Origin of the sequence: Allonocardiopsis opalescens (assembly GCF_003002095.1) — a bacterium.
Taxonomy (GTDB): domain Bacteria; phylum Actinomycetota; class Actinomycetes; order Streptosporangiales; family Streptosporangiaceae; genus Allonocardiopsis; species Allonocardiopsis opalescens.
The window spans coordinates 246514-269028 of record NZ_PVZC01000002.1 but is presented as its reverse complement, the minus strand read 5'-3'; the positions used below and the strand labels follow the sequence as shown (position 1 = coordinate 269028).

Below are 22515 nucleotides of genomic sequence, written 5' to 3'. Positions count from 1 at the left end.
CCCCCGGCCGCGAGTGGCTACCGGCCGGTTGTGGATAACAGGGGCGGGACGGCCGCGGGCTGTGGACAAGTCCGGAGTGCCGGATGCGGTGGCGGGCCGGAGCGGCCATGATTCCCGCGTGGCCGGGCGGCGGCAGGGCCGGTCCGGCACGGCGAGCACCGAAGAAGGGGGATGGATGAGCGGCGGCGAACCCACCCGCACCGCTACCGATCGCGCCTGGCGGGCGATCAACGTGGCGCGCGGGCTGGCACTGGACGTGGTCGAGGCGAAGGGGAACGGCCACGCGGGCACGGCGATGAGCCTGGCGCCGCTGGCCCACCTCCTGTTCCAGGAGGTGATGCGGCACGACCCCGCCGATCCCGACTGGGCCGGCCGCGACCGCTTCGTCCTCTCGGCGGGCCACGCCGCCCTGCTGCTCTACGTGCAGCTCCACCTCACCGGCTACGGCCTGACCCTCGACGACCTCCGCCGCACCCGCAGACTCGGCTCGGCCACCCCCGGCCACCCCGAGTACCGGCACACCGCGGGCGTCGAGATGACCACCGGGCCGCTCGGCCAGGGCCTGGCCACCGCCGTCGGCATGGCCATGGCGGCCCGCCACGAGCGCGCCACCTTCGACCCCGGCAGCGAGCCCGGCCGCTCCCCGTTCGACCACACCGTCTGGGTCGTCGCCTCCGACGGCGACCTCCAGGAGGGCGTCAGCTCCGAGGCGTCATCGCTGGCCGGCACGCTCGGCCTGGACAACCTCGTCGTCATCTGGGACGACAACGGCATCAGCATCGACGGCCCCACCGACCTGTCCTTCACCGAGGACGTCCGCGCCCGCTACCGCGCCTACGGCTGGCACGTCGAGGACGTCGCCGACGGAGACGACCTCGACGCGCTCCGCGCCGCCCTCACCCGCGCCCGCGAGCTGCCCGACCGCCCCGTCCTGATCGCGCTGCGCACGGTCATCGGCGCGCCCGCCCCCAACCGGGGCGGCACCGCCGCCGCGCACGCCGGGCCCTTCGGCGCCGACGAGGCGGCCGCCACCAAGGCCCTGCTCGGACTCGATCCGGAGAGCTCCTTCCAGGTGCCCGACGACGTCCTCGCCGACACCCGCTCGGCCGCCGCCCGCGGCGCGCGGCTGCGCGCCGAGTGGAACGAGAGCCTGGACCGCTGGCGCACCCGCCACCCCGACCGCGCCGCCGAGCGCTACCGGCTGCTGGCCCGCGCGGCCGAAGGCGGCTGGCCGCTGCCCGAGCCCGCCGACAAGCCCCAGGCCACCCGGGTCGCCAACGGCGCCGTGCTCGCGGCGCTGGCCGCCACCCCGGCCGGCCTGTGGGGCGGCTCCGCCGACCTGTCGGAGTCCACCGGCGTCGCGCGGCCGGAGGCGATCCCGTTCTCCGCCGCCGCCCCCGACGGAACCGCGCTGCACTTCGGCATCCGCGAGCACGCCATGGCCGCCATCGCCGCCGGGATCGCCCTGCACGGCACCTACCGCCCCTACGTCAGCACCTACCTGTCCTTCTCCGACTACCTCCGCCCCTCGCTGCGGCTCGCCGCGCTGATGCGGCTCCCCGTCGTCTACGTGTTCACCCACGACTCTGTCACCGTCGGTGAGGACGGCCCCACCCACCAGCCCGTCGAGCAGCTGTGGGGCCTGCGCGGCGTCCCGGGCGTCGACCTGGTGCGGCCCGCCGACGCCGCCGAGACCATCGCCGCCTGGCGGCGGCTGCTGGACCGGCCCGAGGGCCCGACCGCGCTCGCCCTCGGGCGGCACAAGGCGGAGCCGCTGGACCACTCCGGCCACGACGTCGACGCGGGCGTGGCCCGCGGCGGCTACGTGCTGGCCGAGGCCGAGGGCGGCCGGCCTCGCGTGCTGCTGCTGGCCACCGGCACCGAGGTCGCCCTCGCCGTCGCCGCCCAGCGCGAGCTGCACGGACGCGGGGTGCCCGCGCGGGTGGTGTCGCTGCCCTGCCTGGAGTGGTTCGAGGAGCAGCCCGCCGCCTACCGCGACGCCGTGCTGCCGCCCGAGGTGCGGGCGCGGGTCAGCGTCGAGGCGGGCAGCGGCCAGGGCTGGTGGCGCTACCTCGGCCTGACCGGCGAGACCGTCGCCGTCGACCGCTTCGGCCTGTCCGGGCCGGGCGAGGAGGTACTGGCCGAACTGGGCGTCACCGCCTCCGCCGTGGTGGCGGCCGCCCTGCGCAGCCTCGCCCGCACCGAGGCCGAGGCTCCCGCCGCGACGCGCTAGCCGGGACCACCCCGGGCCCGGGCCGGGCGGGAGCCCCGCCCCGGGCCCGGGGTCACCGGACGGTCAGGCGGCCGCCGGGAGGAAGGCGGCCGCGTGGTCGCGGGCCCAGCGGGCGAAGCTGCGCGGCGGGCGGCCGGTGATCTCCTGGTAGGTGCCGGTCGGCGGCAGCACGCCGGGGCCGTCGACGGCGTCGGCCAGCAGTTCGACGAGCCAGTCGGCCTCGTCCGGCGGGTAGCCGTCGGCGAGCATCTCGGCGCGGGCCTGCGCCGGCGGCGGCTCCTCGAAGCCCACGGGCGCGCCGATGGCGGCCTCGATCGCCGCCACCTGCTCCAACTGGGTCACCTTGGCCGGGCCCGTGATCGTGTACGCGGCGCCGAGATGGGCGTCGGTCAGCAGGGCGGCGACCGCCACCTCGGCCACGTCGGCCTCGTGCACCAGGGGGTATCCCGAACTGCCGTACGGCTCGCGCACGGCGCGTCCGGTGCGGATCCGCTCGGCCCAGCCGAGCGCGTTGGCGGCCAGCAGCCCGGGGCGCACGTGGGTCCACTCCCGCCCGGTCGCCTCCACCATCAGCTCGATGCCGCGGTGGGCCGCCCGCTCCTCCTCCAGGTGGCGGCCGAGCGCGCTCGGGTCGTCCGACGGCGCGAAGCCGGCGGCCGCGGCCGAGTGCACCACGAACCTGCGGACGCCCGCCGCGGCCGCCTGCTCCACGAAACCGGGCTCGCCCGGCTCCGGCCGGTACACGAGCGGGAACAGGTAGACCCGGTCGGCGCCCGCCAGCGCCTCCGGCCAGCTGCCGGGCCGGTCGAAGTCGCCGTGCACCACTTCCACGCCTTCGGGCAGGACGCGGCGCGCCCGCAGCGGGTCGCGGACCATGGCCCGCACCCGCTGCCCCGCGCCGACCAGCCCCTCGACGACACGGCGGCCGATATTGCCGGTGGCACCCGTCACTAGAATCGTCACGTCGCTCCTTGAAATACCTGATGGGGTGACAGGCCGCCGCCGCGTCCGCTGGCGTGGTCGCGCGGCGGCGGCCCGAGATCGCCCCGAATGCTAGACCGGTTCCTCAAGCCCTCGCATATGCGGATTTCCTCGGGCCCGTCCGGCCGGAGGGGCGGTCAGCCGCGTACCAGCCCGACCGCCGGCCCCGGCGCGCGTGCGGCCCCGGCCGCGCCGCCGCCTCGGTGGTGGCCCACCCAGTGCCCGTCAGCTCAGACGTGTGCGGCACTGGCGCACACGTCCACCGGCCGGGGCTCGGATGGCGCGGACGTGCTCGTTCGCGACGGACGCGGGACCGGCGGCCGTGCCGCCGACGTCCTGGAACCGGCTGCGGGCAGCGACCGGGGCCGGTGGTGATGGGCCGGGTGCGGCCGCTCGACGCTCCTGAGTCGAGGGTGGCATCCGGGGGTGGAATTACCGGAAGGCGTCCGGCGCTGGCCGAGACGGGGCGGGCGAGGCGGATGGGCCGCTGTCGGGCCGCCGCGGAGAGTGAGGGTGGTCATGGCCGACTACGGGCGTCCGGTGCGGTTCGGGTACTTCCTGATTCCGAACGCCGCTGATCCGCTGCTGGACACGGCGCGTGAACTGGAGCGGCGCGGTTACGACTACATCGGGGTGCAGGACCACCCCTACCAGACCGCCTATGTCGACACCTACGCGCTGATGGCGCAGATCCTCGCGGTCACCGAGCGGATCTCGGTCTTTCCCGACGTCACCAATCTGCCGCTGCGCCCGCCGGCCGTACTCGCCAAGACGGCCGCCACCCTCGATCTGCTCAGCGGGGGGCGCTTCGAGCTCGGCCTGGGCGCGGGTGGCTTCGCCGAGGCGATCGAGTCCTATGGCGGCCCGCGCAATGGCAAGGCGGAGAAGGCGCGTGCCCTCGAAGAGGCCATCGCGGTGATCCGGATGCTGTGGAGCGGTGAGCGGAACCTGCGCTTCGACGGCGAGTTCTACCGGCTGGCCGGTGCCAGGTCCGGGCCGGTGCCGCCGCACCCGGTCGGCATCTGGCTGGGCGCCTACGGGCCGAACGCGCTGCGGCGGGTCGGGCGGATCGCAGACGGCTGGGTGCCCTCGCTCCAGGGCGAACTGGTCGACCGGCTGCCCGAGCTGAACACGCTCATCGACCGCGCCGCCGCCGAGGCGGGCCGGGCGCCCTCGGAGATCCGCCGCGTCGCCAATGTCCCCGGCCGGATCACCGACGGCGGCTCCGAGGGCTTCCTGCGCGGCCCCGTCGACCAGTGGGCCGATCAGCTCACCGATTTGGCCGTGGGCCACGGCTTCGACACCTTCGTCTTCTGGGGCGACGGCGCCGACCAGCTCGCCCGCTTCATCGAGGAGGTCGCCCCCGCCGTCCGCGAGCAGGTGGCGGCGGAACGGAGGTAGGTGCTGCTCTCTTTCTTATACGGGTCCGCGAGCCGGCCTCCCGTGGGAGGAATGAAGGTGGAGTCATGCCGTTCGGACAGACGTGACGAGCCCTACCCGTCGGCGTCGATGCCCGGGGAGCGGGTTCAGGCGTTCGGCGCCGAGGTCTCCAGCCGGATGACGGCCGCACCGTCGCCTGCGTGGACGATCACGATGCCCAGGTCATTGACTGTTACGCGGTCGCCCGAGCGGCTGATCGTCTCGATCAGCGGTCCGTCGCTGTAGCCCGTCAGGGAGGCCGTGCAGTCGGGGCTGCTGCCCTCCTCGCAGGCGATGGCGACCTCCGAGGACGTGGACACCAGCACGAACTCCACCGTGTCGCCCTCGATCGACACCAGTTCGACGCTCGCGAAGCCGAGTTCGGGGTCCAAGCCGAACTCGGTCGGCCCGTCCACCGCGACTTCGCAGCGGCCGTCGGCGCAGGCGTCAAGATCGGTGCCGTCCGCCGGTTCGCTCGGGGACGGGGACGGGGACGGTGAGGGCGACGGCGATGGAGCCGACGTGCTCGGAGCGGCCGAGGGGGCGGCGGCCGAAGCGGCGGGGTCCGGTTGCGGCGGCGCGCAGGCGGCCAGCGCCAGGACCGCGGTCCCGGCGAGAACGGCCGGCGCGGTGCGGCCCGTGGCCGCACGCGTCGGGGCGAATGACGGCATGGTCGCTCCTGTTCGGTGCTGGACCGGCGGGGGACCGCGTCGCGCGGCCGCTCATCGGCCGGTCCGTGCAAGCCTGGCGCGGCGCGGCCGGTACCGGCGACCCCTTGTCTCCAAACGGACACGGTCCGGAAGCGGACGGGGTCGGCCGGGCCGAACGCGGTTCGAGCGTGCCGGACGGTCGGTGCGGGACGGAGCCGTTCGCGAAGGCATCGGCCTCAGGGCGTCAGGAGCGTGGCCGATGACGGGAAGCCGGGGGAGAGCCCCAGGGTCGTGCGGATGGCGGCCAGGTCGGCCGGGGCGGCCTCGCGGGCCTCGCGGGAGCGGTCGTCCAGGTCGCGGAGGGCGGCGGCGGCCTGCTCGGTCTGCTGGTGGAGGCGGCGGCGGTTGTAGTCGGCGGTCTCCACCGCGTCCTTGCGGTCCATGCGGTCGCGGACGAAGGCGATGGCGGCCGCTCCGGCCGCGAGGACGGTGCCGACGTAGGCGGTCGGCTCGGCGGTCACCAGGCCGACGAGGGTGAGCAGCACGGCGAGCCCGGCCGCGGCGAGGCAGACGCGGCGCGGGACCGGGGAGACGGTGGTGCGGGAGTTCAGCTCCTGCTCGGCCATTGCGAGGTCGTTGCCGCGGGTGCCGTCCCTGGTGACGGTCAGCCGGAGACCGGAGAAGGCCAGCTCCGCCTCTGCGGTGGTGCGCGCGGTGGCGGCCTCGGCGAGTTCGGCGGCGACGGCGCCGATCAGCGGCGCCGAGGCGCGCACCGCGATGGCGCGCCGGTGCGGCCGCTCGGTCTGGCGGGCGTCGGCGCGCAGCAGGTCCATCGGCGGGCCGACCGGTCGGCGCCAGTCGGCCGGGACGGCGCCGCTCGCGCCGCCGGCCTCGATGACCGCGCGCAGCTCGGCGGCCCGGGCCAGCAGCGGCGCCTCGGCCTCGCTGCCCTCCTCGATCAGCAGCTCCAGTGTGCGGCGGGCGTCGTCGGCGGCCGCCGAGGGCCGTTCTGGGCGGTCGGCGTCGGGCGCGGGGAGCTCGACCGCCGCGGCGCACCAGTCGCGCAGGGCGCGCAGCCGCTTGGCGGCCGACAGCTGTCCTTCCAGTGCCTTCAGCCTGGTGCCGGACAGGTCGCGGACCGTCCGCGCCTGGTCGGAGGCCAGGGAGTGCACGAAGCCGCGCCAGGCCGCCTCCTCCTGGGCGCGTTCGGACGTGTCCAGTTCGGCGACGGCGCGGGTCAGCCGGGCCTGGACGGTGTCGCGGCCGGAGGGGCCGAAGGCGCCGTCGGCGGCGAGCAGCCACAGGGTGCGGCGGTCCTGGCCGAGCGGGGCCGGGAGTTCGGCCAGCGCCTCGGCGAGCAGCCCCGCCGGGGCGGGCCGGTCGGACAGCGCGGCCAGCAGCAGCCGGAACACGGCGCTGCGGTGGGGGTCGCGCTGCCGGGCCAGGGCGTACTCGGCGGCGCCGTCGGCGGACGCGGTGAACGCCTTGGTGGCCGGGACCAGCCAGTAGCCGGGCACGTCGGGCTGCTCGGCCGTGACGGGCGGCGGGGCCGCCGCACCGGTACCGGACGGGTCGGCGAGCGACGCCAGCAGCCGCCGCGCCTGGTAGCGCGCCAGGTTCTCCGGGCCGAACAGGGAGAGGTCGACGCGCAGGTCGCTCAGCTCGACGAAGGCGTCGAAGGAGGCGCTGAGCCGGTTGAGGCGCTGCTCCAGCGAGCCGCTGAGCTGCGCCAGCCGGGACTGCAGGCGGTGGTTCTGCGAACTGAGCCGTCCGCTCAGCGCGCTGAGTCCGGCGATGTCGTCCTGCAGATCGCGGATCTGCCGGTTCTGCCGGTAGTCGGCCCAGTCGCTCACCGCTGCCCACCTCCGGGGGAAAGGTGCCGTCGCGTCCGCGACGCACTTTCGGACGGGAGCGGCGCCGGGCGGGTTCCCGGCCGAGGCGCATGCGGCACGGGCCCCGCTCCGCCCGGAGGCGGGCGGGGCCCGTGCGGGGGCGGCCTCGGGCCGCCCGGGCCGCTACTTCGCGAGCTTCCCGGCGTCGAAGTCGGCCGGGCGCCGCTTGCCGACGACGTAGTTGATCAGCCAGAACACCACGCCGATGCCGAGCAGCGCCGAGGCGATCCCGTACTCCACCAGCGGGCGGCCGGTGATCGGCAGAGCGAAGAAGACGCAGGTGACGGCACCGAGCACCGGTGCCCAGGTGGGGGCGACGAAGTGCCGGTGCTCCACCTTCTCCCGCCGCAGCACCAGCACGGCGACGTTCACCACCGCGAAGACCATCAGCAGCAGCAGCGAGGTGGTGCCGCCGAGGCTGGAGATCTGCACCGTGCTGACCAGGATCATCGCGATGATGCTGGTGAACAGGATCGACACCCAGGGTGTGCGGCGGACGGCCAGGACGCGGCCGAAGGCGCGCGGGATGATGCGCTCGTTGGCCATGCCGTACAGCAGCCGGCTGGCCATCAGCATGTTGATCAGCGCCGTGTTGGAGAGCGCGACCATCGCGATCAGGGCGAAGACCTCGGGCCTGAACCACGGCGCCGCCGCCTGGACCACCAGCAGCAGCGGCCCGTCGGACTCGGCCAGCACCTCGGCGGGGACCAGGGTGGAGGTGACCACCGCGATCGTCAGGTAGATGGCGGCGGTGACGCACAGGCCGAGCAGCAGCACCCGGGGGAAGGTGCGCACCGGGTCCTTGGTCTCCTCGGCCATGTTGACGGAGTCCTCGAAGCCGACCATGGCGAAGAAGGCCAGCGCCGTCGCGGAGGTGACCGCGAAGAAGGGGCCGCTCTCGGCGTTGAACTCCAGCAGCCGGCCCGGGTCGGCGACCAGTTCGGGGTTGCTGGAACCGCCGAAGATCGCGATCGCGCCGAAGACCACGACGATCACCAGACCGGTGATCTCGATCAGCGTCAGCACCACGTTGACCTTGACCGACTCGCTGATGCCGCGCAGGTTGATCCCGGCGAGCAGCAGCAGGAAGCCGATCGCCACCGCCCAGGACGGCACGTCCGGGCCGGCCAGCGCCTCCAGGTAGTCGCCGCTGAAGCCCTGCGCCGCCGAGGACGCCGAGGTGATGCCGGAGCACATCACCGCGAAGGCGACCATGAAGGTCAGGAAGTGGACGCCGAAGGCCTTGTGCACGTAGAGGGCGGCCCCGGCGGCGCGCGGGTACTTGCTGACCAGTTCGAGGTAGCTGAACGCGGTCAGGAAGGCCACCACGAAGGCGACCAGGAAGGGCACCCACAGCGCGCCGCCCACCCGGCCGGCGACCTGGCCGGTCAGGGAGTAGACCGTGGTGCCGAGGATGTCGCCGATGACGAACAGCAGCAGCAGCTTGGGGCCGATGACCCGCTTCAGCGCGGTGCCGCCGGCCCCGCCCTCGGGTGTGCCCGTTTCCGACTTCAGTCCTTCGCTCATCCGCCTCGCCGTCTCCGCCTCGTGGTCCGGCCCGGTACCGGCTGACCCGATCCCAGGAGGGTAACGCCGGCATCACACCGCGTGAACCAGGCGGGCGGGAAGTCGGGCCGCACGGTGACCGGGTTGTCACCTGCGCGGACGCGGACCAAACGCGGGGCGGCGGCCGGATGTGGCCCGGCCGCCGCCCCGCGGGCTCACGGCAGCCGGGCGTCGATGCTCGGGCCGCCGAGCAGCGGCGAGGCGGTGCCCTCGGCCAGCAGCGGCCGGACGTCCTCGGGCTGCGCGCCGGGCGGGCAGAACAGCGCCATGGCGACCGGCCCGAAGGCCGCGTCGATCGGGTGCGGCTGCGGCACGCCGTTCTCGTCCAGGGCGTTGTGCCTGGTCAGGTTGGATCCGAACGCGAAGGCGCGGTCGTCGGACTCGTGCGCGCCCGCGTCGGTGCCGTAGCCGAACAGGCCGCCGTTGTGGCCCCAGTACCGGCCGCAGATTGTGTCGTAGGCCATCAGGCCCAGGCCGTAGGGCATCTCCACGCCGCCCGCGTTGACCGGCACGGTGGTGCGCATCTCCGCCAGCTGCTCCTCGGCCAGGATCTCGCCGTCGGCCAGCGCGCGGTAGAAGCGGGTCAGGTCGGAAGCGGTCGAGACGAGGTCGCCCGCCATCCAGATGTAGGAGACGTTGTAGGTGCTGTAGTCGCGCGGCGGGACCAGCGTCTGGAACATCGACTCGTAGGCCCCGGCGTGCGGGCCGCGGATCCGCGGCCGGTTCTCCGGGAAGTAGGTGTGCCGCAGCCCGGCCGGGCGGATCACCTCCTCGGTGATGACGCTCTCGGCGGTGCGCCCGGTGACGGCCTCGATGACCAGGCCGGCCAGCACGTAGTTGGTGTTGGAGTAGACGCCGGGCGCCACGCCCGGCTCGCCGACGGGCGGCATGGCCAGACCCCACGCGGCCAGCTGCTCGGGCGCCACCGTGCGGAAGCGGTACCGGTCCAGGTCCGCGACCGACAGCTCGTTCAGCGAGGGGAAGGCGCTGGACACGAGGTCGTTGATCCCGCTCGTGTGGTTGAGCAGCATCCGGACGGTGATCGCCTGGCCGCGCTCGCCCGGTACGACCTCGGGGAGGTAGTCGCCGACCGGGGCGTCCAGGTCGACCTCGCCGCGTGCGGCCAGCCGCAGCAGGGTGGCGGCGACGAAGGACTTGGTGACGCTGGCCACCCGGTGCCGGAAGTTCGGCAGGGCCGGGCGCTCGCTGCCGAGGGCGGCGGTGCCGGCCGCCCCGCTCCACCGCTCGCCGTCGTCGGACAGCGCGCCGTAGACGGCGGGCATGCCGGCGTCGTGCAGGCCCTCGAAGGCCGTCTGGAGGGCGGCGCCGCCGATGGCGTCGTCTCGCGAGCCGGCGGGCTCGGCGGCGGCCGGGACGGCCGCCGGGGCGGTGATCAGCAGCGCGGCGAGGGCCGTTCCGGCGATCGAGAGCGTTCTCGCGCTGGTGCGCCCGCTCATGGGGCTCCAATCTGGTCGCTTCTTGTCACGGGCTGACAAGATCAACGGCCATTCTGGCGGAAAACGGTGCGAAAGCCGTAAGTCCCAGGGCGGAACACGCGCACCCGGACTGTCCGGCTCCGGACGGGCGGCGGCCCGCACACCGCCCCGCCCGGGCGGGGCGGTGTGCGGGCCGCCGCGGATCGGCGGAACAATGGCGGTACCGCCGCGCGGCGGGCGCGGAGCGGCGGACGGCCGGTCCGCCGCGGGCCCCTGGGGCCCGCGGGTGCGTCCGGCCGGGCCGGCCATCGGGTTGACGGGAGTGGATATGAGCGCGCGCATCGCCGTCGTGGGCAGCACCAATATGGACCTCGTCGCCTACGTGGGGGTGGCGCCCAGGCTGGGGGAGACCGTCACGGGGCGCGAGTTCCGCACGGTGCCCGGCGGCAAGGGCGCCAACCAGGCCGTGGCCGCCGCCCGGGCCGGCGCCGAGGTCGTGTTCGTCGGCGCGGTCGGCAACGACCCCTTCGGCCCCGAGCTGCGCCGCACCCTCGCCGACGCCGGATGCGACGTGTCGCGGCTGCGCACCGTGGCGGGGCCGAGCGGGATCGCCCACATCGTGGTGGACGACGAGGGCGGCAACTCGATCATCGTGGTGCCCGGCGCGAACGCCGGGGTGACCGGTCTCGACGACGCCGACCGCGCGGCGCTGGCCGGCTGCGACGCCGTGCTGCTCCAGCTCGAACTGCCGGTCTCGGCGGCCGCCGCCGCGGCCGAGGCGGCCCGCGCCGCCGGGGTCGCCACCGTGCTCACCCCCGCGCCGGCCGGCGAGCTGGACCCCGCGCTGCTCGACCTGGTCGACCTGCTGGTGCCCAACGAGCACGAGGCGGCGGCCCTCACCGGCGCCGACGACCCAGAGCACGCCCTGGACGCGCTGCTGGAGCGGGTGCCCGAGGCGGTCATCACCCTGGGCGGCGCGGGCTGCCTGTACGGCGCGCGCTCCGGCGCGCGCACCCGGGTGCCGGCGCGCTCGGTGAGCGCCGTCGACAGCACCGGCGCGGGCGATACCTTCGTCGGCGCGCTGAGCGTGGCCCGCGCCGAGGGCGCCGGACCCGAGGCGGCGCTGCGCTTCGCCACCACCGCGGCCGCGCTGGCCGTCCAGCGGGTGGGCGCCAGCACCTCGATGCCCTCGCGCGCCGAGATCGACGTCGAGCTCGCCAAGCCCTGAGCCGAGGGCGGAATGGACCGGCGCCCGCACGCGCTTGGTGCGGTAGACCGGACGACACGGGCACGGGACGGCGAGGGGCGACGGTGCGAGCACTGAACGAGCAGACGATCCTGGTAACCGGGGCGACCGACGGGCTGGGCCGGTACCTGGCCGAGCGGCTGGCCGCCGACGGGGCGCGCGTGGTGGTGCACGGGCGCGATCCGGGGCGCGTGGCCGCCACCGCGGCGCGGATCCGCGCGGGCGCGCCGGACGCGAAGCTCGAAACCGTGCTGGCCGATCTGGCCGAGCTGCGGCAGGTCGACCGGCTCGCGGCCGAGGTGCGGGAGCGCTTCGACCGGCTCGACGTGCTGGTGAACAATGCGGGTGTGGGCTTCGGGCGGCCCGAGGACGGGCGGCGGGAGAGCGCCGACGGGATCGAGCTGCGCTTCGCCGTCAACTACCTGGCCGGCCACCGGCTGTCGCGGCTGCTGGTGCCGCTGCTGGTCGCCTCGGCGCCCGCGCGGGTGGTGAACGTGGCCTCCATGGGGCAGTACCCGGTCGACTTCGACGACCCCATGCTGACCGGCGGCTACGACGGCGTCACCGCCTACCGGCGGGCGAAGCTCGCGCAGGTGATGGACACCATCGACCTGGCCGAGGAGCTGAAGGGCACCGGCGTCACCGCGAACGCGCTGCACCCGGCCACCTTCATGGACACCACGATGGTCAACGAGGTCGGGATCGAACCGGTCAGCACCCTGGAGGAGGGCGGCACCGCCACCCTCCGCCTCATCACCGACCCCTCGCTGGACGACGTGACCGGCCGCTTCTTCGACCGCGAGCGCCCGGCCCGCCCCAACGCCCAGGCCGAGGACCCCGCCGCCCGCCGCCGGCTGCGCGCCCTCGCCGAGGAACTCCTGACCCGGGCGGCCTGACCGGTAATTGACTCGTCCCGGCGACCGCGGCGTGGCATTGTTGCGCTGGTAAAGCGGTAGAACGCGACGAAGGATGACGCCAGCGTGCGAACCGGACGAACGATGCGAAACCCGCGCGGGCGGCGGAGCGGGTCGGCCGTCCGGCGGGTGCCGCGCGGGCGGACGAGTTCGCCATGATCGGCGCCGAGCACCCCCAGGACCCTCCGCCGGCGCCCGCCGAGGTGGCCGCGGCCTGCGCGGCGGCGCGCGAGGGCGCGCCCGGCGCCGTGGCCGTGCTGGTCGGGCTGCTGCTGGCCGGGGCCGGCGACGCCGAGGTGTCCGCGGCGGCGCTGGCCGCGCTGCCCGGGCTGGACGACCGCGCCTGGCACCGCCTCGACCTCGGCTTCCGGCGCGAGCTGTGGCAGCCGAGCGGCCGTTCGGGCGGGGCGCCCGAGCAGGCCGGCCGCACCCGAGCGCTGCGGCTGCGGGTGCACCGCCGCGACCTCTCGCCGCTGTGCCTGGGCATCGCCGCCTGCCATCCGGACGCCTTCGTCCGCGGCGCGGCCGTGGCCAGGATCATCGCCGACGGACCCGACGAACTGCTGCCCTTCCTGCGGCTGCGCGCCCACGACTGGGTGCCCGAGATCCGCCGGCAGGCGCGGGCCGCGCTGCTGGCGGCCGGCGCGACTTGGCCCGAGGCGCCGGATCCCACTAGTCTTTAGGGCTCATCCATCCGCGGCACCATCTGCGATGAGGATCGTGACGAACCGGGCGCGCCCCGGGGCGGGATCTCGTCCCGCCGCCGTCCGTTCCGTTCCGCGAAAGGGCCGCCCCCATGTCCGTGCCAGCCGCCGATCCCGCACGCCCCGACGCCCCCGAGCCGGGGCCGCCCGCCCCCGAGATCCTGGCCGAGCGGGCCCACGCCGCCGATGCCAGGGAAGCGCTGCGGACGATGCGGCAGAAGGTGCTCGACACCGCGACCTCGCAGGGCGACGTCGTCGGTGACAAGTACTCCAACGCGGTGCTGCGCGAGGAGCGGCGGCGCCGGGCCGAGCAGCTGGTCGACCTGCCCGACGTGCCGCCCTTCTTCGGCCGGCTCGACTACGCGCCCGGCACCGTCTTCGAGGCCGATCCCGGTGACGACGGCTTCACCGCCGCCCGCACCCCCGACGGCGACCGGGTGTACGTCGGCCGCCGCCATGTGCAGGACCCCGCGGGCACCCCGCTGGTCATCGACTGGCGCGCCCCCGTCTCCGTCGCCTTCTACCGGGCCACCCGGGCCGAGCCGATGCGGGTGCGCAACCGCCGCCGCTTCGGCTTCTCCGGCGCGCTGCTCACCGCCGTCGAGGACGAGCCGCTGCAGGGCGCCGACACGGGCTCGGGCGGCGGCGGCGAGCTGCTGGCCGCCGAGATCGAGCGGCCCCGCGTCGGCCCGATGCGCGACATCGTCGCCACCATCCAGCCCGAGCAGGACGACCTCGTCCGCACCGCGCTGGAGGAGTCGGTGTGCGTGCAGGGCGCGCCCGGCACCGGCAAGACCGCCGTCGGCCTGCACCGGGTCGCCTACCTGCTGTACGCGCACCGCGACCGGCTCCGCCGCACCGGCGTGCTCATCATCGGGCCCAACACCTCCTTCCTGAGCTACATCAAGGGGGTGCTGCCCGCGCTGGGCGAGGTCGCGGTCGGCCAGACCACCGTCACGGAGCTGCTGACCACCCCGGCCACCGGCGCCCCGCGCGGCGCCGACACCCCCGAGGCGGCCCGGATCAAGGGCGACGCGCGCATGGCCGAGGTGATCAGGCGCGCGCTGTGGGCGCGGCCGCGCGCACCGGAGGAAACGCTGGTGGTGCAGCGCGGCGCCCGCAGGCTGCGGATCTACCCCGGCGAGCTGGCCGACATCCTGGACGAGCTGCGCGCCCGCGAGGTGCCCTACGGCGCCGGCCGCGAGCTGCTGGCGCACCGCATCGCGCACACCGTGCTCAGCCGGCTGGAGGCGGCCGGGGAGGTCTGCGACGACCGCACCCACGACCAGGTCAGGCGCGACCGCGCGGTGCGCGCCGCTGTGAACGCGATGTGGCCCGCCGCCGACCCGGCGAAGGTCGTCCTCACCCTGCTGTCGGACCCCGCCGCCCTCGCCGCCGCGGCCGAGGGGCTGCTCGACCCCGGCGAGCAGCGGGCGGTGCTGTGGGCCAGGCCGGCGCGCGGCCCCAAGTCGGCCCGGTGGAGCGAGGCGGACCTGGCGCTGGTGGACGAGGCGGCGCAGCTGGTCGAGCGGCGCCCCTCCCTCGGGCACATCGTGGTGGACGAGGCGCAGGACCTCAGCCCGATGCAGTGCCGCGCGATCGGCCGCCGCTGCGCCTCGGGCTCGGTCACCGTGCTGGGCGACATCGCCCAGGGCACCACCCCCTGGGCCGCCGACGACTGGCCCACCCTCCTCGCCCACCTCGGCAAGCCCGAGGCCAGGCTCACCGTGCTCGACCGGGGCTACCGGGTGCCGCAGCAGATCATCTCCTACGCGAGCAGGCTGCTCCCCGGCATCGCGCCCGGTCTCGCCCCGCCCGTCGCGGTGCGCCGGGCGCCCGGCTCGCTCACCGTCGAACGGGCCGCCCCCGGCGCCCTCGCCGACGCGGTCGCGGCCGCCTGCCAGGAGGCGTTGGCCGACGAGGGCTCCGTCGGCCTGATCGCGGCCGACGCCGACACCGCCGCCCTGGCCGAGCGGCTGGCCGCCGAGGGGCTGCCCGCGCTCAGCCAGGCCGAGCGGCCCGACGCGCTGGGCGCCTCCCGGCTGGTGGTGGTCGACGCCACTCTCGCCAAGGGCCTGGAGTTCGACACGGTCGTGGTCGCGGAGCCGTCCCGCATCGCCGCGGCCGAGCCGCGCGGCGCCCGCCGCCTCTACGTCGTGCTCACCCGCGCCGTCTCCCGCCTGCGCGTCCTGCACAGCGAGCCGCTCCCCGCCGAACTCGCCGCGGTCTGAACGAGCCCGGCCGGGTTCTTGGCCGGCTCATAGGAAAGGCCAACACGGCGCCAAAGCCGCGTCCCTAGGGTCGGCCCTGCGCGCCGGTCGACCGGCGCCCTTCCGGCCGAAGGACGGCCGGGCACCATGCGAGTACAGGGCGGACACCTCTCATGTTCTTCACCTACTTGCGGCGCGAACTGGCCAACCGCCGCAGACAGAGCGCGGTCGTGGCCGCGGGCATGGCGCTGGCGATCACCTTGGTGATCATCGTCAGCAGCCTGTCGGCCGGCGTCGAGGACGCCCAGGACTCGGCGCTGTCGGCGGTGTACGGGGTCGGTACCGACATCACCGTGAGCAGTCCGGCCGAGGGCCCCAACGCGGGCGGCGGGGGCGGGCAGCGCTTCCAGTTCGGCGCCGAGGACGGCGAGCGCGCCGACGGCAGCACCAGTGTCGTCCAGTCCCGGCTGCACCTGTCGCCCGGCACCGCGTCCTTCAGCGCCGACGCCGTGGACACGGTCCGCGGCATCGCCGACGTCGAGGCCGCCACCGCGACCCTGTCACTGACCAACGTCACCTTCGAGGGCGAGATGCCCGACCCGCAGGAGGGCGGCGGCATGGTCCGGGTCGCCCCCGGCGGCGGCGCCGACGGCGAGGGCGGCAGTTCCTTCGACGTCACCACCTTCTCCGTCCTGGGCCTGGACCCCGGCGAGACCGGGGTCGGGCCGCTCACCTCCGTCGCCGTCAGCGACGGGCGGGCGCCGGCGGCCGACGACGCCGGGACGCACACCGCCGTGCTGGACAACGACTACGCCACCGGCGCGGAACTGGCCGTCGGCGACACCCTGGAGATCGGCGGCACCGAGTTCGAGATCGTCGGCCTGGTGGCCTCCACCGCCGCGACCGGCGCCAGCGCCGCCGACGTCTACATCCCGCTCGACACCGCCCAGGAACTGGCAGAGCTGGACGGGGAGATCAGCGACATATACGTACAGGCTACTTCAGCCACCGCGATCGACCAGGTGCAGGCCGACATCGAAGCGGCGCTTCCCGACGCCACCGTCAACACCCAGCAGGACCTCGCCTCGACGGTGTCGGGCTCGCTGGCCACCGCCGCCTCGCTGCTGTCGAACCTGGGCACCTGGCTGTCCGTCGCCGTCCTGGCCGCCGCCTTCCTCATCGCGGCGCTGCTCACCATGTCGGGCGTCGCCAGGCGCACCCGCGAGTTCGGCACCCTCAAGGCGATCGGCTGGTCCAACGGGAGGGTGGTTCGGCAGGTCGCGGGCGAGTCCCTGGTCCAGGCGGTGCTCGGCGGGCTGGTCGGTTCCGCGCTCGGTGTGATCGGCGTGCTCGCCGTCAACGCCGCCGGCATCACGCTGTCCTCGGTGACCGACGCGCCGGCCGGCCCGGAGGGCGAACCGGCGGGCGGCGGGCCGGTACGGATCGGCCCCGGCTCTGACGCCGCCGCAAGCACCGCCGACATCGTGCTCAACGCGCCGGTCTCGGTGCAGATCGTCCTGCTCGCGGTGGGACTGGCCGCGCTCGGCGGCCTGGTCGCGGGGGCGTCCGGCGGCTGGCGCGCGGCCAGGCTGCGCCCGGCCGAGGCACTGCGCGCCGTCAACTGAGCCCGCCCTGCGAACCCTCCTGGAGCGACCGTGTACACCCTCAGCAATGTGACCAAGACCTACCGGCAGACCAACCGCACCGTCCACGCCCTCAGGAGCGTCGACCTGAGCATTCCGACCGGGCAACTGGTCGCGGTGCAGGGCCCGACCGGCGGCGGCAAGTCGACGCTGCTGCAGATGCTCGGCGCGCTCGACCGGCCCAGCTCCGGCGAGGTGCGGCTGGGCGACGCCGTGCTCTCGGCCGCCGACGACCGCGAACTGGCCCGGGTACGGGCCCGCCAGGTCGGCTTCGTCTTCCAGAACTTCAACCTGATTCCCACCCTGACCGCGCGGGAGAACGTGGAGACCGCGCTGGCCCCCCTGGGCACGGCCGGTGCCGAGCGGCGCCGCAGGTCCACCGAGGTCCTGGGCCGGGTCGGCCTGGCCGACCGGCTCGACCACCTGCCGGCCGAGCTGTCCGGCGGCCAGCAGCAGCGGGTGGCGATCGCCCGCGCCCTGGTCAAGGAGCCCGAGGTGCTGCTGGCCGACGAGCCGACCGGCAACCTGGACGAGGTCACCCGCGACGAGGTCATGGACCTGCTGGAGCTGCTGTGGCGCGACCAGGGCCTGACGGTGGTGGTCGTCACGCACGACTCGGCCGTGGCCGACCGCGCGGATCGCCGCCTGTACATCGCCGACGGTACCGTCACTAGCGGGGCGCCGCGCGGACGGACGGCGCCCCGGCCGGCAGCGGCCGGCTCCTGACGTGCCGGGCGCCCCCGCCCGGCTCCGGGGGCGCGCGGCGGACCCGCCCATGTCCCGTGCCACCCGGCGGCGGCCCATTCCCGCCGCCGGACCGAGCGATGGTGGTAGCCCATGTCCGGACCCGCGCGCTTCGCGCCTCCGCTGCGCAAGGCCGACGGCACACCCGTGCGGGTGCTGGTGGTCGACGACGAGTCCACCCTGGCCGACCTGCTGTCCATGGCCTTCCGCTACGAGGGCTGGGAGACCCGCACCGCCGGCACCGGGCGGAGCGCACTGTCGCTGGCCCGGGAGTTCCGCCCCGACGCACTGGTGCTGGACATCATGCTCCCCGACCTCGACGGGCTCCAGGTGCTGGCCCGGCTGCGCTCCGGCGGCGACCACGTGCCCGTGCTGTTCCTCACCGCCAAGGACTCCCTGGACGACCGGCTCACCGGGCTCACGGCGGGCGGGGACGACTACGTCACCAAGCCCTTCAGCCTGGAGGAGGTGGTGGCCAGGACCCGAGGGCTGATCCGCCGCTCCACGCTCACCCTGGCCGCCGCGGGCGACCCGGTGCTGCGGGTCGGCGACCTGGCGCTGAACGAGGACAGCTACGAGGTGAGCCGGGGCGGCACCCCGATCACGCTCACCGGCACCGAGTTCGAGCTGCTGCGCTTCCTGATGCGCAACCCGCAGCGGGTGCTCAGCAAGGCGCGGATCCTGGACCGGGTGTGGAACTACGACTTCGGCGGCCGGTCCAGCGTGGTGGAGATCTACATCTCCTACCTGCGCAAGAAGATCGACGCGGGCCGGGCGCCGATGATCCACACGGTCCGAGGCGTCGGCTACGTGCTCAAGCCGCCCACCGATGCGTGAGCGGTGGCGGCGGCTGCGGCGCCGGCCGCGCCCGCCCGGCGCGCGGCCGCGCACGCTGCGCCGCCGCTTGGTGGTGACGGTCGCCTCGGTGGTCACCCTGATCAGCCTGGTGATCTGCGTCGGCAGCGTGCTCACCCTGCGCACCGTGCTGATGGACCAGCTCGACCAGCGGGTGCGCACCGCCATCGGCCGCACCGCCGGGCCCGCGCCCGCGCTGCGGGCGCCGCCGGGGCAGGACGTCTCCCCGGTGGAGATGATCCTCGCCGCCCCGGGCACGGAGGCCGGCATGGTGCTGGTGATCAGCGACGGCCGCGAGCTGCACGCCGGCTACCTAGACCGCGACTCCGCCGTCCGGCCGCTGCCGGACGAGCAGCTGGAGCGGCTGCTGGCGGCGGCCGAGCCGGGGCCGGTCCACGGCGCGGACCTCGGCGGCGAGCTGGGCGGCTACCGGGTCGCGCTGGCCACGACGCCCGGCTCGGCCTTCCTCGTCGGCCTCCCGACCCGGCCGGCCGACACCGCGGTCCTCCAGCTGGCGGTGACGATCGCCGCCGTGTCGGCCGTCGGCGTCGCGGTGCTGGTCGCTTTCGCCGCCGGCTACATCCGCTTCGCGCTGCGCCCGCTGGAGAGCGTGGCCCGGACCGCGGCCCGGGTCGCGGACCTGCCGCTGGACCGCGACGCCGCCCTCGGCGAGCGCGTCACCGCCGGGGGAGCGGACCCGGGCACCGAGACCGGGCAGGTGATCGCGGCGTTCAACCGGATGCTCGGCCATATCGAGCGCTCGCTGACGGCCCGCCAGGCCAGCGAGGACAAGGTCCGCCGCTTCGTCGCCGACGCCAGCCACGAGCTGCGCACCCCGCTGAGCGCGATCCGCGGCTACTCCGAGCTGACCCGGCGGATGGGCGAAGGGCTGCCCGCCGACGCGGTGTACGCGCTGGACCGGATCGAGGCGGAGACGGTCCGGATGACCGCCCTCGTGGAGGACCTGCTGCTGCTCGCCCGGCTGGACGAGGGCCGGGAGCTGGAGCGGCGGACGGTGAGCCTGCCCCGGTTGGTCATCGACGCGGTCAACGACGCGCGGGTGGCCGGCGGCGGGCACCGGTGGCTGCTGGAGATCGACGCCGAGCCCGCCGAGGCGACGGTGCTCGGCGACGCCCACCGCCTGCAGCAGGTCGTCGCGAACCTGCTGTCCAACGCGCGGGTGCACACCCCGCCGGGAACCCGCGTCACGGTGGGCCTGCGCGGCGACCGGGCGGCGGGCACCGTGGTGCTCACCGTGTCCGACGACGGCCCCGGGATCGCGCCCGAGCAGCGCGACGCCGTCTTCGAGCGCTTCACCCGCGCGGACGGCTCCCGCGCCCGGGCGACCGGCAGCACCGGGCTCGGCCTGGCGATCGTCCGGGCGGTGGTGCGGGCCCACGGCGGCGAGGCGGATCTGGCCGGCGGCCCGGGCGCCACCGTCTTCACCGTCCGGCTGCCCGCCGCACCGGCCTGACCCCGGGTCCCGGTCGGCCACCGCCCTCAGCCCGGCCCGCGCAGCGCCGAGGGCAGTGTGAAGCGGACCGTCTCCCGCGCGGTCTCGCGTTCGACCGCGCGCACCGGGCCGAGGCCGCCCAGGATGGCGATGACCTCCTCGACCAGCCGGGGCGGGGCCGACGCCCCGGCGGTGAGGCCGACGGTGCGCACGCCGGCCAGCCAGTCGGGGCGGATGGCGGCGGCGTCCTCGATCAGGTGCGCGGCGGTGCCGCGGCGCTGCGACAGCTCCACCAGCCGGCGCGAGTTGGAGGAGCTGGCCGAGCCGACCACCAGCACCAGCTGGGCCTCCTCGGCGATGGCGGCCAGCGCGTCCTGCCGGTTGGTGGTGGCGTAGCAGATGTCGTCGGAGCCGGGGCCGCGCAGCGCGGGGAAGCGCCGCCGCAGCGCGTCCACCACCTCGGCCGCCTCGTCGACCGCCAGGGTGGTCTGGGTCAGGTAGGAGACCCGCTCGGGGTCCGCCACCTCCAGCCGCTCCACGTCCGCCACCGTCTCCACCAGCACGGTGTGCTCGGGTGCCTCGCCGAGGGTGCCCTCGACCTCCTCGTGCCCGGCATGCCCGATCAGCACGACCGTGTCGCCCCGCCCGGCGAAGCGGCGCGCCTCCACGTGCACCTTGGTGACCAGCGGGCAGGTCGCGTCGATCACCCGCAGCCGCCGCCGCTCGGCCTCCGTCCGCACCTGCGGCGAGACCCCGTGCGCGGAGAAGACCACGGTGGCGCCCTCGGGCACCGACTCCAGTTCGTCCACGAACACCGCGCCGCGCTCGCTCAGCTCGCCCACCACGTGGGTGTTGTGCACGATCTGCTTGCGCACGTAGACGGGGGCGCCGCGCTGCCGCAGCGCGTGCTCGACCACCTCGATGGCGCGCTCCACCCCGGCGCAGAAGGACCGCGGCGCGGCCAGCAGCACCGTGCGGGGGCTGCCGGCCACGGCCAGCCAGGAGGCCAGGGCGGCGCGGGCGGCCAGCCGGGCGGCGTGGTCATCGGGCGGGGCGGCCACCCCGATGCCCACCCCGGCGCCGCCGCCGCGCAGCAGCGCGGCCACCGCGGCGGAGTCGCGGCTGACCGGGTCGGTGCCGGCGGGGGCCAGCCGGAGCACTCCGCGCACGGTGGCCGTCCCGAGCCGGCGCAGCTCGGCCTCGACCAGTGGGGCGGCCGGGCAGGGCACATCGGCCCCGCCGCCGGGCCCGGCGGCCCGCGGGTCGGCGGCCAGGGTGTCGGCGACCAGTACGGTGCCCGGCGCCAGTGCGTCCGGGGCGATCGCCGCGACCAGGCGGTGCGCTGCGGTGGCGGACATCGTGGACCTCCTCAGGGATGGGACGGCGGCGGGGGCGGAGCGTGGGGCGGACGGGCCCGCCCGCCCGTGCCGCCGGGCCGCGGCGCCGGGCGGGGCGGGCCCGCGATCAGTGGTCCCGCCGGACGACCAGGCGAGCCAGTTCGGCCAGCTCCGCGGCGGGCCGCGCGTGCGGGCCCACCGAGCCGAGCCGGTCGAGGGCGGTATCGAGCAGTTCGCCGGCCCGGCGCCGCGCCCAGTCGCGCCCGCCGGCCAGCTCGACCAGAGCGGCCGCGCGGGCCAGTTCGGCCTCGGTCAGCGCGCCCTCGCGGTGGTAGAGGCCGGCCAGCTCGGCTCCGGCCGGGGTCCCGGAGGTCAGCGCGGCGACGACCGGCAGCGACTTCTTGCGGTTGCGCAGGTCGGAGTGGACCGGCTTCCCGGTGGCCGCCCGATCGCCCCAGATGCCGAGCAGGTCGTCGACGAGCTGGAAGGACAGGCCGAGCCGTTCGCCGAAGCCGCGCAGCAGCGCGGTCTGCTCCGCCGTGCCGCCGCCGAACAGGGCACCCAGCGCGCAGGCGCAGCCCAGCAGCGCCCCCGTCTTGTTCTCGGCCATGCCCAGCGCCTGCGCCAGGTCGACGTTCTCGCGCCGTTCGAAGGCCATGTCGCTGCTCTGGCCGTCGATCAGCACCTGCACGGCGGCGCTGAGCATCCGCATGCCGTCCTGGGCCGAGGGGTGCCCGCTGGCGGCCAGCACGTCGAAGGCGAGGGTGAGCAGCGCGTCCCCGGCCAGGATGGCCGGGCCGACCCCGAAGACGCTCCACGCGGTGGGCCGGTGCCGCCGGGTGGCGTCGCCGTCCATCACGTCGTCGTGCAGCAGCGAGAAGTCGTGCACCAGCTCCACCGCGACGGCCGCCGGCACCGCGGCGGCCGGGTCGGCGCCGACGGCCTCGGCCGCCAGCAGCACCAGGGCCGGTCGGATGGCCTTGCCGCCGTCGGCTCCGGTGGGGCGGCCCTGGGCGTCCAGCCAGCCGAAGTGGTAGCCGGCGATCTGCCGGATCGGCGCGGGCAGGGCCTCGGCCGCCGCGCGCAGCGCGGGGTCGAAGGCTGATCTGCTCCAGGCCAGCAGTTCGGGCGCGGGGCGCGCCGCCTGCTGCGTCCCGGCGGCGTCGGGGAGCGGCTGGGGGGCGGTCTGGCCGCCCTGGGTGCCGGCCGCCGTGCGTGCGGTGCCCGCCATG

At 75.6% G+C, this 22515-nt stretch carries 17 protein-coding genes; 10 read left to right on the top strand and 7 right to left on the bottom strand.

Annotated elements, in window-relative coordinates; translation table 11 throughout:
- Positions 1-175: 175 nt before the first annotated feature.
- Positions 176-2233 carry a transketolase gene (gene tkt, locus CLV72_RS07880; RefSeq protein ID WP_106242251.1) on the top strand — a complete coding sequence of 686 codons (2058 nt, stop codon included), beginning with the start codon at positions 176-178 and terminating at the stop codon, positions 2231-2233.
- A 63-nt stretch (positions 2234-2296) separates the two neighbouring features.
- On the opposite strand, the gene CLV72_RS07875 is transcribed toward tkt, so the two are convergent.
- A complete protein-coding gene (locus tag CLV72_RS07875) occupies positions 2297-3196 on the bottom strand; it encodes an NAD(P)H-binding protein (RefSeq protein WP_245929985.1) in 900 nt (299 codons plus the stop codon).
- 537 nt (positions 3197-3733) lie between these two features.
- Between CLV72_RS07875 and CLV72_RS07870 the strand changes: the two genes are divergently transcribed.
- On the top strand, positions 3734-4615 hold the full coding sequence (locus CLV72_RS07870; RefSeq protein WP_106243543.1) for an LLM class flavin-dependent oxidoreductase: 882 nt from the start codon (positions 3734-3736) through the stop codon (positions 4613-4615).
- A gap of 125 nt (positions 4616-4740) precedes the next feature.
- Here the strand turns inward: CLV72_RS07870 and CLV72_RS07865 are convergent, their stop codons facing one another.
- The 4 genes from CLV72_RS07865 to CLV72_RS07850 form a co-directional block, all read right to left on the bottom strand.
- Entirely contained in the window at positions 4741-5049 is a 309-nt protein-coding gene (locus CLV72_RS07865) for a hypothetical protein (protein ID WP_106242241.1), read from the bottom strand.
- A 470-nt stretch (positions 5050-5519) separates the two neighbouring features.
- The gene (locus tag CLV72_RS07860; protein WP_106242238.1) at positions 5520-7136 is read right to left on the bottom strand and encodes a hypothetical protein; all 1617 of its coding nucleotides are present in this window, start codon (positions 7134-7136) and stop codon (positions 5520-5522) included.
- A 162-nt stretch (positions 7137-7298) separates the two neighbouring features.
- Positions 7299-8702 carry an APC family permease gene (locus CLV72_RS07855; RefSeq protein WP_106242235.1) on the bottom strand — a complete coding sequence of 468 codons (1404 nt, stop codon included), beginning with the start codon at positions 8700-8702 and terminating at the stop codon, positions 7299-7301.
- Between the two features lie 194 nt (positions 8703-8896).
- The gene (locus tag CLV72_RS07850) at positions 8897-10198 is read right to left on the bottom strand and encodes a serine hydrolase domain-containing protein (RefSeq protein WP_106242232.1); all 1302 of its coding nucleotides are present in this window, start codon (positions 10196-10198) and stop codon (positions 8897-8899) included.
- Between the two features lie 307 nt (positions 10199-10505).
- Between CLV72_RS07850 and CLV72_RS07845 the strand changes: the two genes are divergently transcribed.
- The 8 genes from CLV72_RS07845 (at position 10506) to CLV72_RS07810 (ending at position 19967) form a co-directional block, all read left to right on the top strand.
- On the top strand, positions 10506-11405 hold the full coding sequence (locus tag CLV72_RS07845) for a ribokinase (RefSeq protein ID WP_106242229.1): 900 nt from the start codon (positions 10506-10508) through the stop codon (positions 11403-11405).
- A gap of 83 nt (positions 11406-11488) precedes the next feature.
- The gene (locus CLV72_RS07840) at positions 11489-12319 is read left to right on the top strand and encodes an SDR family NAD(P)-dependent oxidoreductase (RefSeq protein WP_106242226.1); all 831 of its coding nucleotides are present in this window, start codon (positions 11489-11491) and stop codon (positions 12317-12319) included.
- A 173-nt stretch (positions 12320-12492) separates the two neighbouring features.
- Positions 12493-13020, top strand: a complete 528-nt coding sequence (locus tag CLV72_RS07835; RefSeq protein WP_106242222.1) for a hypothetical protein — start codon at positions 12493-12495, stop codon at positions 13018-13020.
- A gap of 113 nt (positions 13021-13133) precedes the next feature.
- Positions 13134-15272, top strand: a complete 2139-nt coding sequence (locus CLV72_RS07830; RefSeq protein WP_106242218.1) for a HelD family protein — start codon at positions 13134-13136, stop codon at positions 15270-15272.
- Between the two features lie 152 nt (positions 15273-15424).
- Entirely contained in the window at positions 15425-16876 is a 1452-nt protein-coding gene (locus tag CLV72_RS07825; protein ID WP_106242214.1) for an ABC transporter permease, read from the top strand.
- A 30-nt stretch (positions 16877-16906) separates the two neighbouring features.
- Positions 16907-17620: an ABC transporter ATP-binding protein gene (locus CLV72_RS07820; RefSeq protein WP_106242211.1), complete on the top strand. Its 714-nt coding sequence runs from the start codon at positions 16907-16909 to the stop codon at positions 17618-17620.
- Positions 17621-17731: 111 nt separating this feature from the next.
- Positions 17732-18475 carry a response regulator transcription factor gene (locus CLV72_RS07815; RefSeq protein ID WP_106242208.1) on the top strand — a complete coding sequence of 248 codons (744 nt, stop codon included), beginning with the start codon at positions 17732-17734 and terminating at the stop codon, positions 18473-18475.
- Complete coding sequence (locus CLV72_RS07810; RefSeq protein WP_106242205.1) at positions 18468-19967, top strand: sensor histidine kinase; 1500 nt, start codon at positions 18468-18470, stop codon at positions 19965-19967. Before CLV72_RS07815 ends, CLV72_RS07810 begins: the two co-directional genes overlap by 8 nt.
- A gap of 26 nt (positions 19968-19993) precedes the next feature.
- Here the strand turns inward: CLV72_RS07810 and ispH are convergent, their stop codons facing one another.
- Together ispH and CLV72_RS07800 are read right to left on the bottom strand one after the other, a co-directional pair.
- Positions 19994-21304 (bottom strand): 4-hydroxy-3-methylbut-2-enyl diphosphate reductase, encoded by a 1311-nt coding sequence (ispH, locus tag CLV72_RS07805; RefSeq protein WP_106242202.1) that lies wholly within the window; start codon positions 21302-21304, stop codon positions 19994-19996.
- 106 nt (positions 21305-21410) lie between these two features.
- The gene (locus CLV72_RS07800; protein ID WP_106242198.1) at positions 21411-22514 is read right to left on the bottom strand and encodes a family 2 encapsulin nanocompartment cargo protein polyprenyl transferase; all 1104 of its coding nucleotides are present in this window, start codon (positions 22512-22514) and stop codon (positions 21411-21413) included.
- Position 22515: the final 1 nt, after the last annotated feature.

Bases quoted from the DNA above. Each gene is read 5' to 3' on its own strand.
- CLV72_RS07850 (WP_106242232.1), bottom strand. From the start codon at position 10,198: ATGAGCGGGCGCACCAGCGCGAGAACGCTCTCGATCGCCGGAACGGCC.
- CLV72_RS07830 (WP_106242218.1), top strand. From the start codon at position 13,134: ATGTCCGTGCCAGCCGCCGATCCCGCACGCCCCGACGCCCCCGAGCCG.
- tkt (WP_106242251.1), top strand. From the start codon at position 176: ATGAGCGGCGGCGAACCCACCCGCACCGCTACCGATCGCGCCTGGCGG.
- CLV72_RS07835 (WP_106242222.1), top strand. From the start codon at position 12,493: ATGATCGGCGCCGAGCACCCCCAGGACCCTCCGCCGGCGCCCGCCGAG.
- CLV72_RS07845 (WP_106242229.1), top strand. From the start codon at position 10,506: ATGAGCGCGCGCATCGCCGTCGTGGGCAGCACCAATATGGACCTCGTC.
- CLV72_RS07800 (WP_106242198.1), bottom strand. From the start codon at position 22,514: ATGGCGGGCACCGCACGCACGGCGGCCGGCACCCAGGGCGGCCAGACC.
- ispH (WP_106242202.1), bottom strand. From the start codon at position 21,304: ATGTCCGCCACCGCAGCGCACCGCCTGGTCGCGGCGATCGCCCCGGAC.
- CLV72_RS07825 (WP_106242214.1), top strand. From the start codon at position 15,425: ATGTTCTTCACCTACTTGCGGCGCGAACTGGCCAACCGCCGCAGACAG.
- CLV72_RS07870 (WP_106243543.1), top strand. From the start codon at position 3,734: ATGGCCGACTACGGGCGTCCGGTGCGGTTCGGGTACTTCCTGATTCCG.
- CLV72_RS07815 (WP_106242208.1), top strand. From the start codon at position 17,732: ATGTCCGGACCCGCGCGCTTCGCGCCTCCGCTGCGCAAGGCCGACGGC.
- CLV72_RS07810 (WP_106242205.1), top strand. From the start codon at position 18,468: ATGCGTGAGCGGTGGCGGCGGCTGCGGCGCCGGCCGCGCCCGCCCGGC.
- CLV72_RS07855 (WP_106242235.1), bottom strand. From the start codon at position 8,702: ATGAGCGAAGGACTGAAGTCGGAAACGGGCACACCCGAGGGCGGGGCC.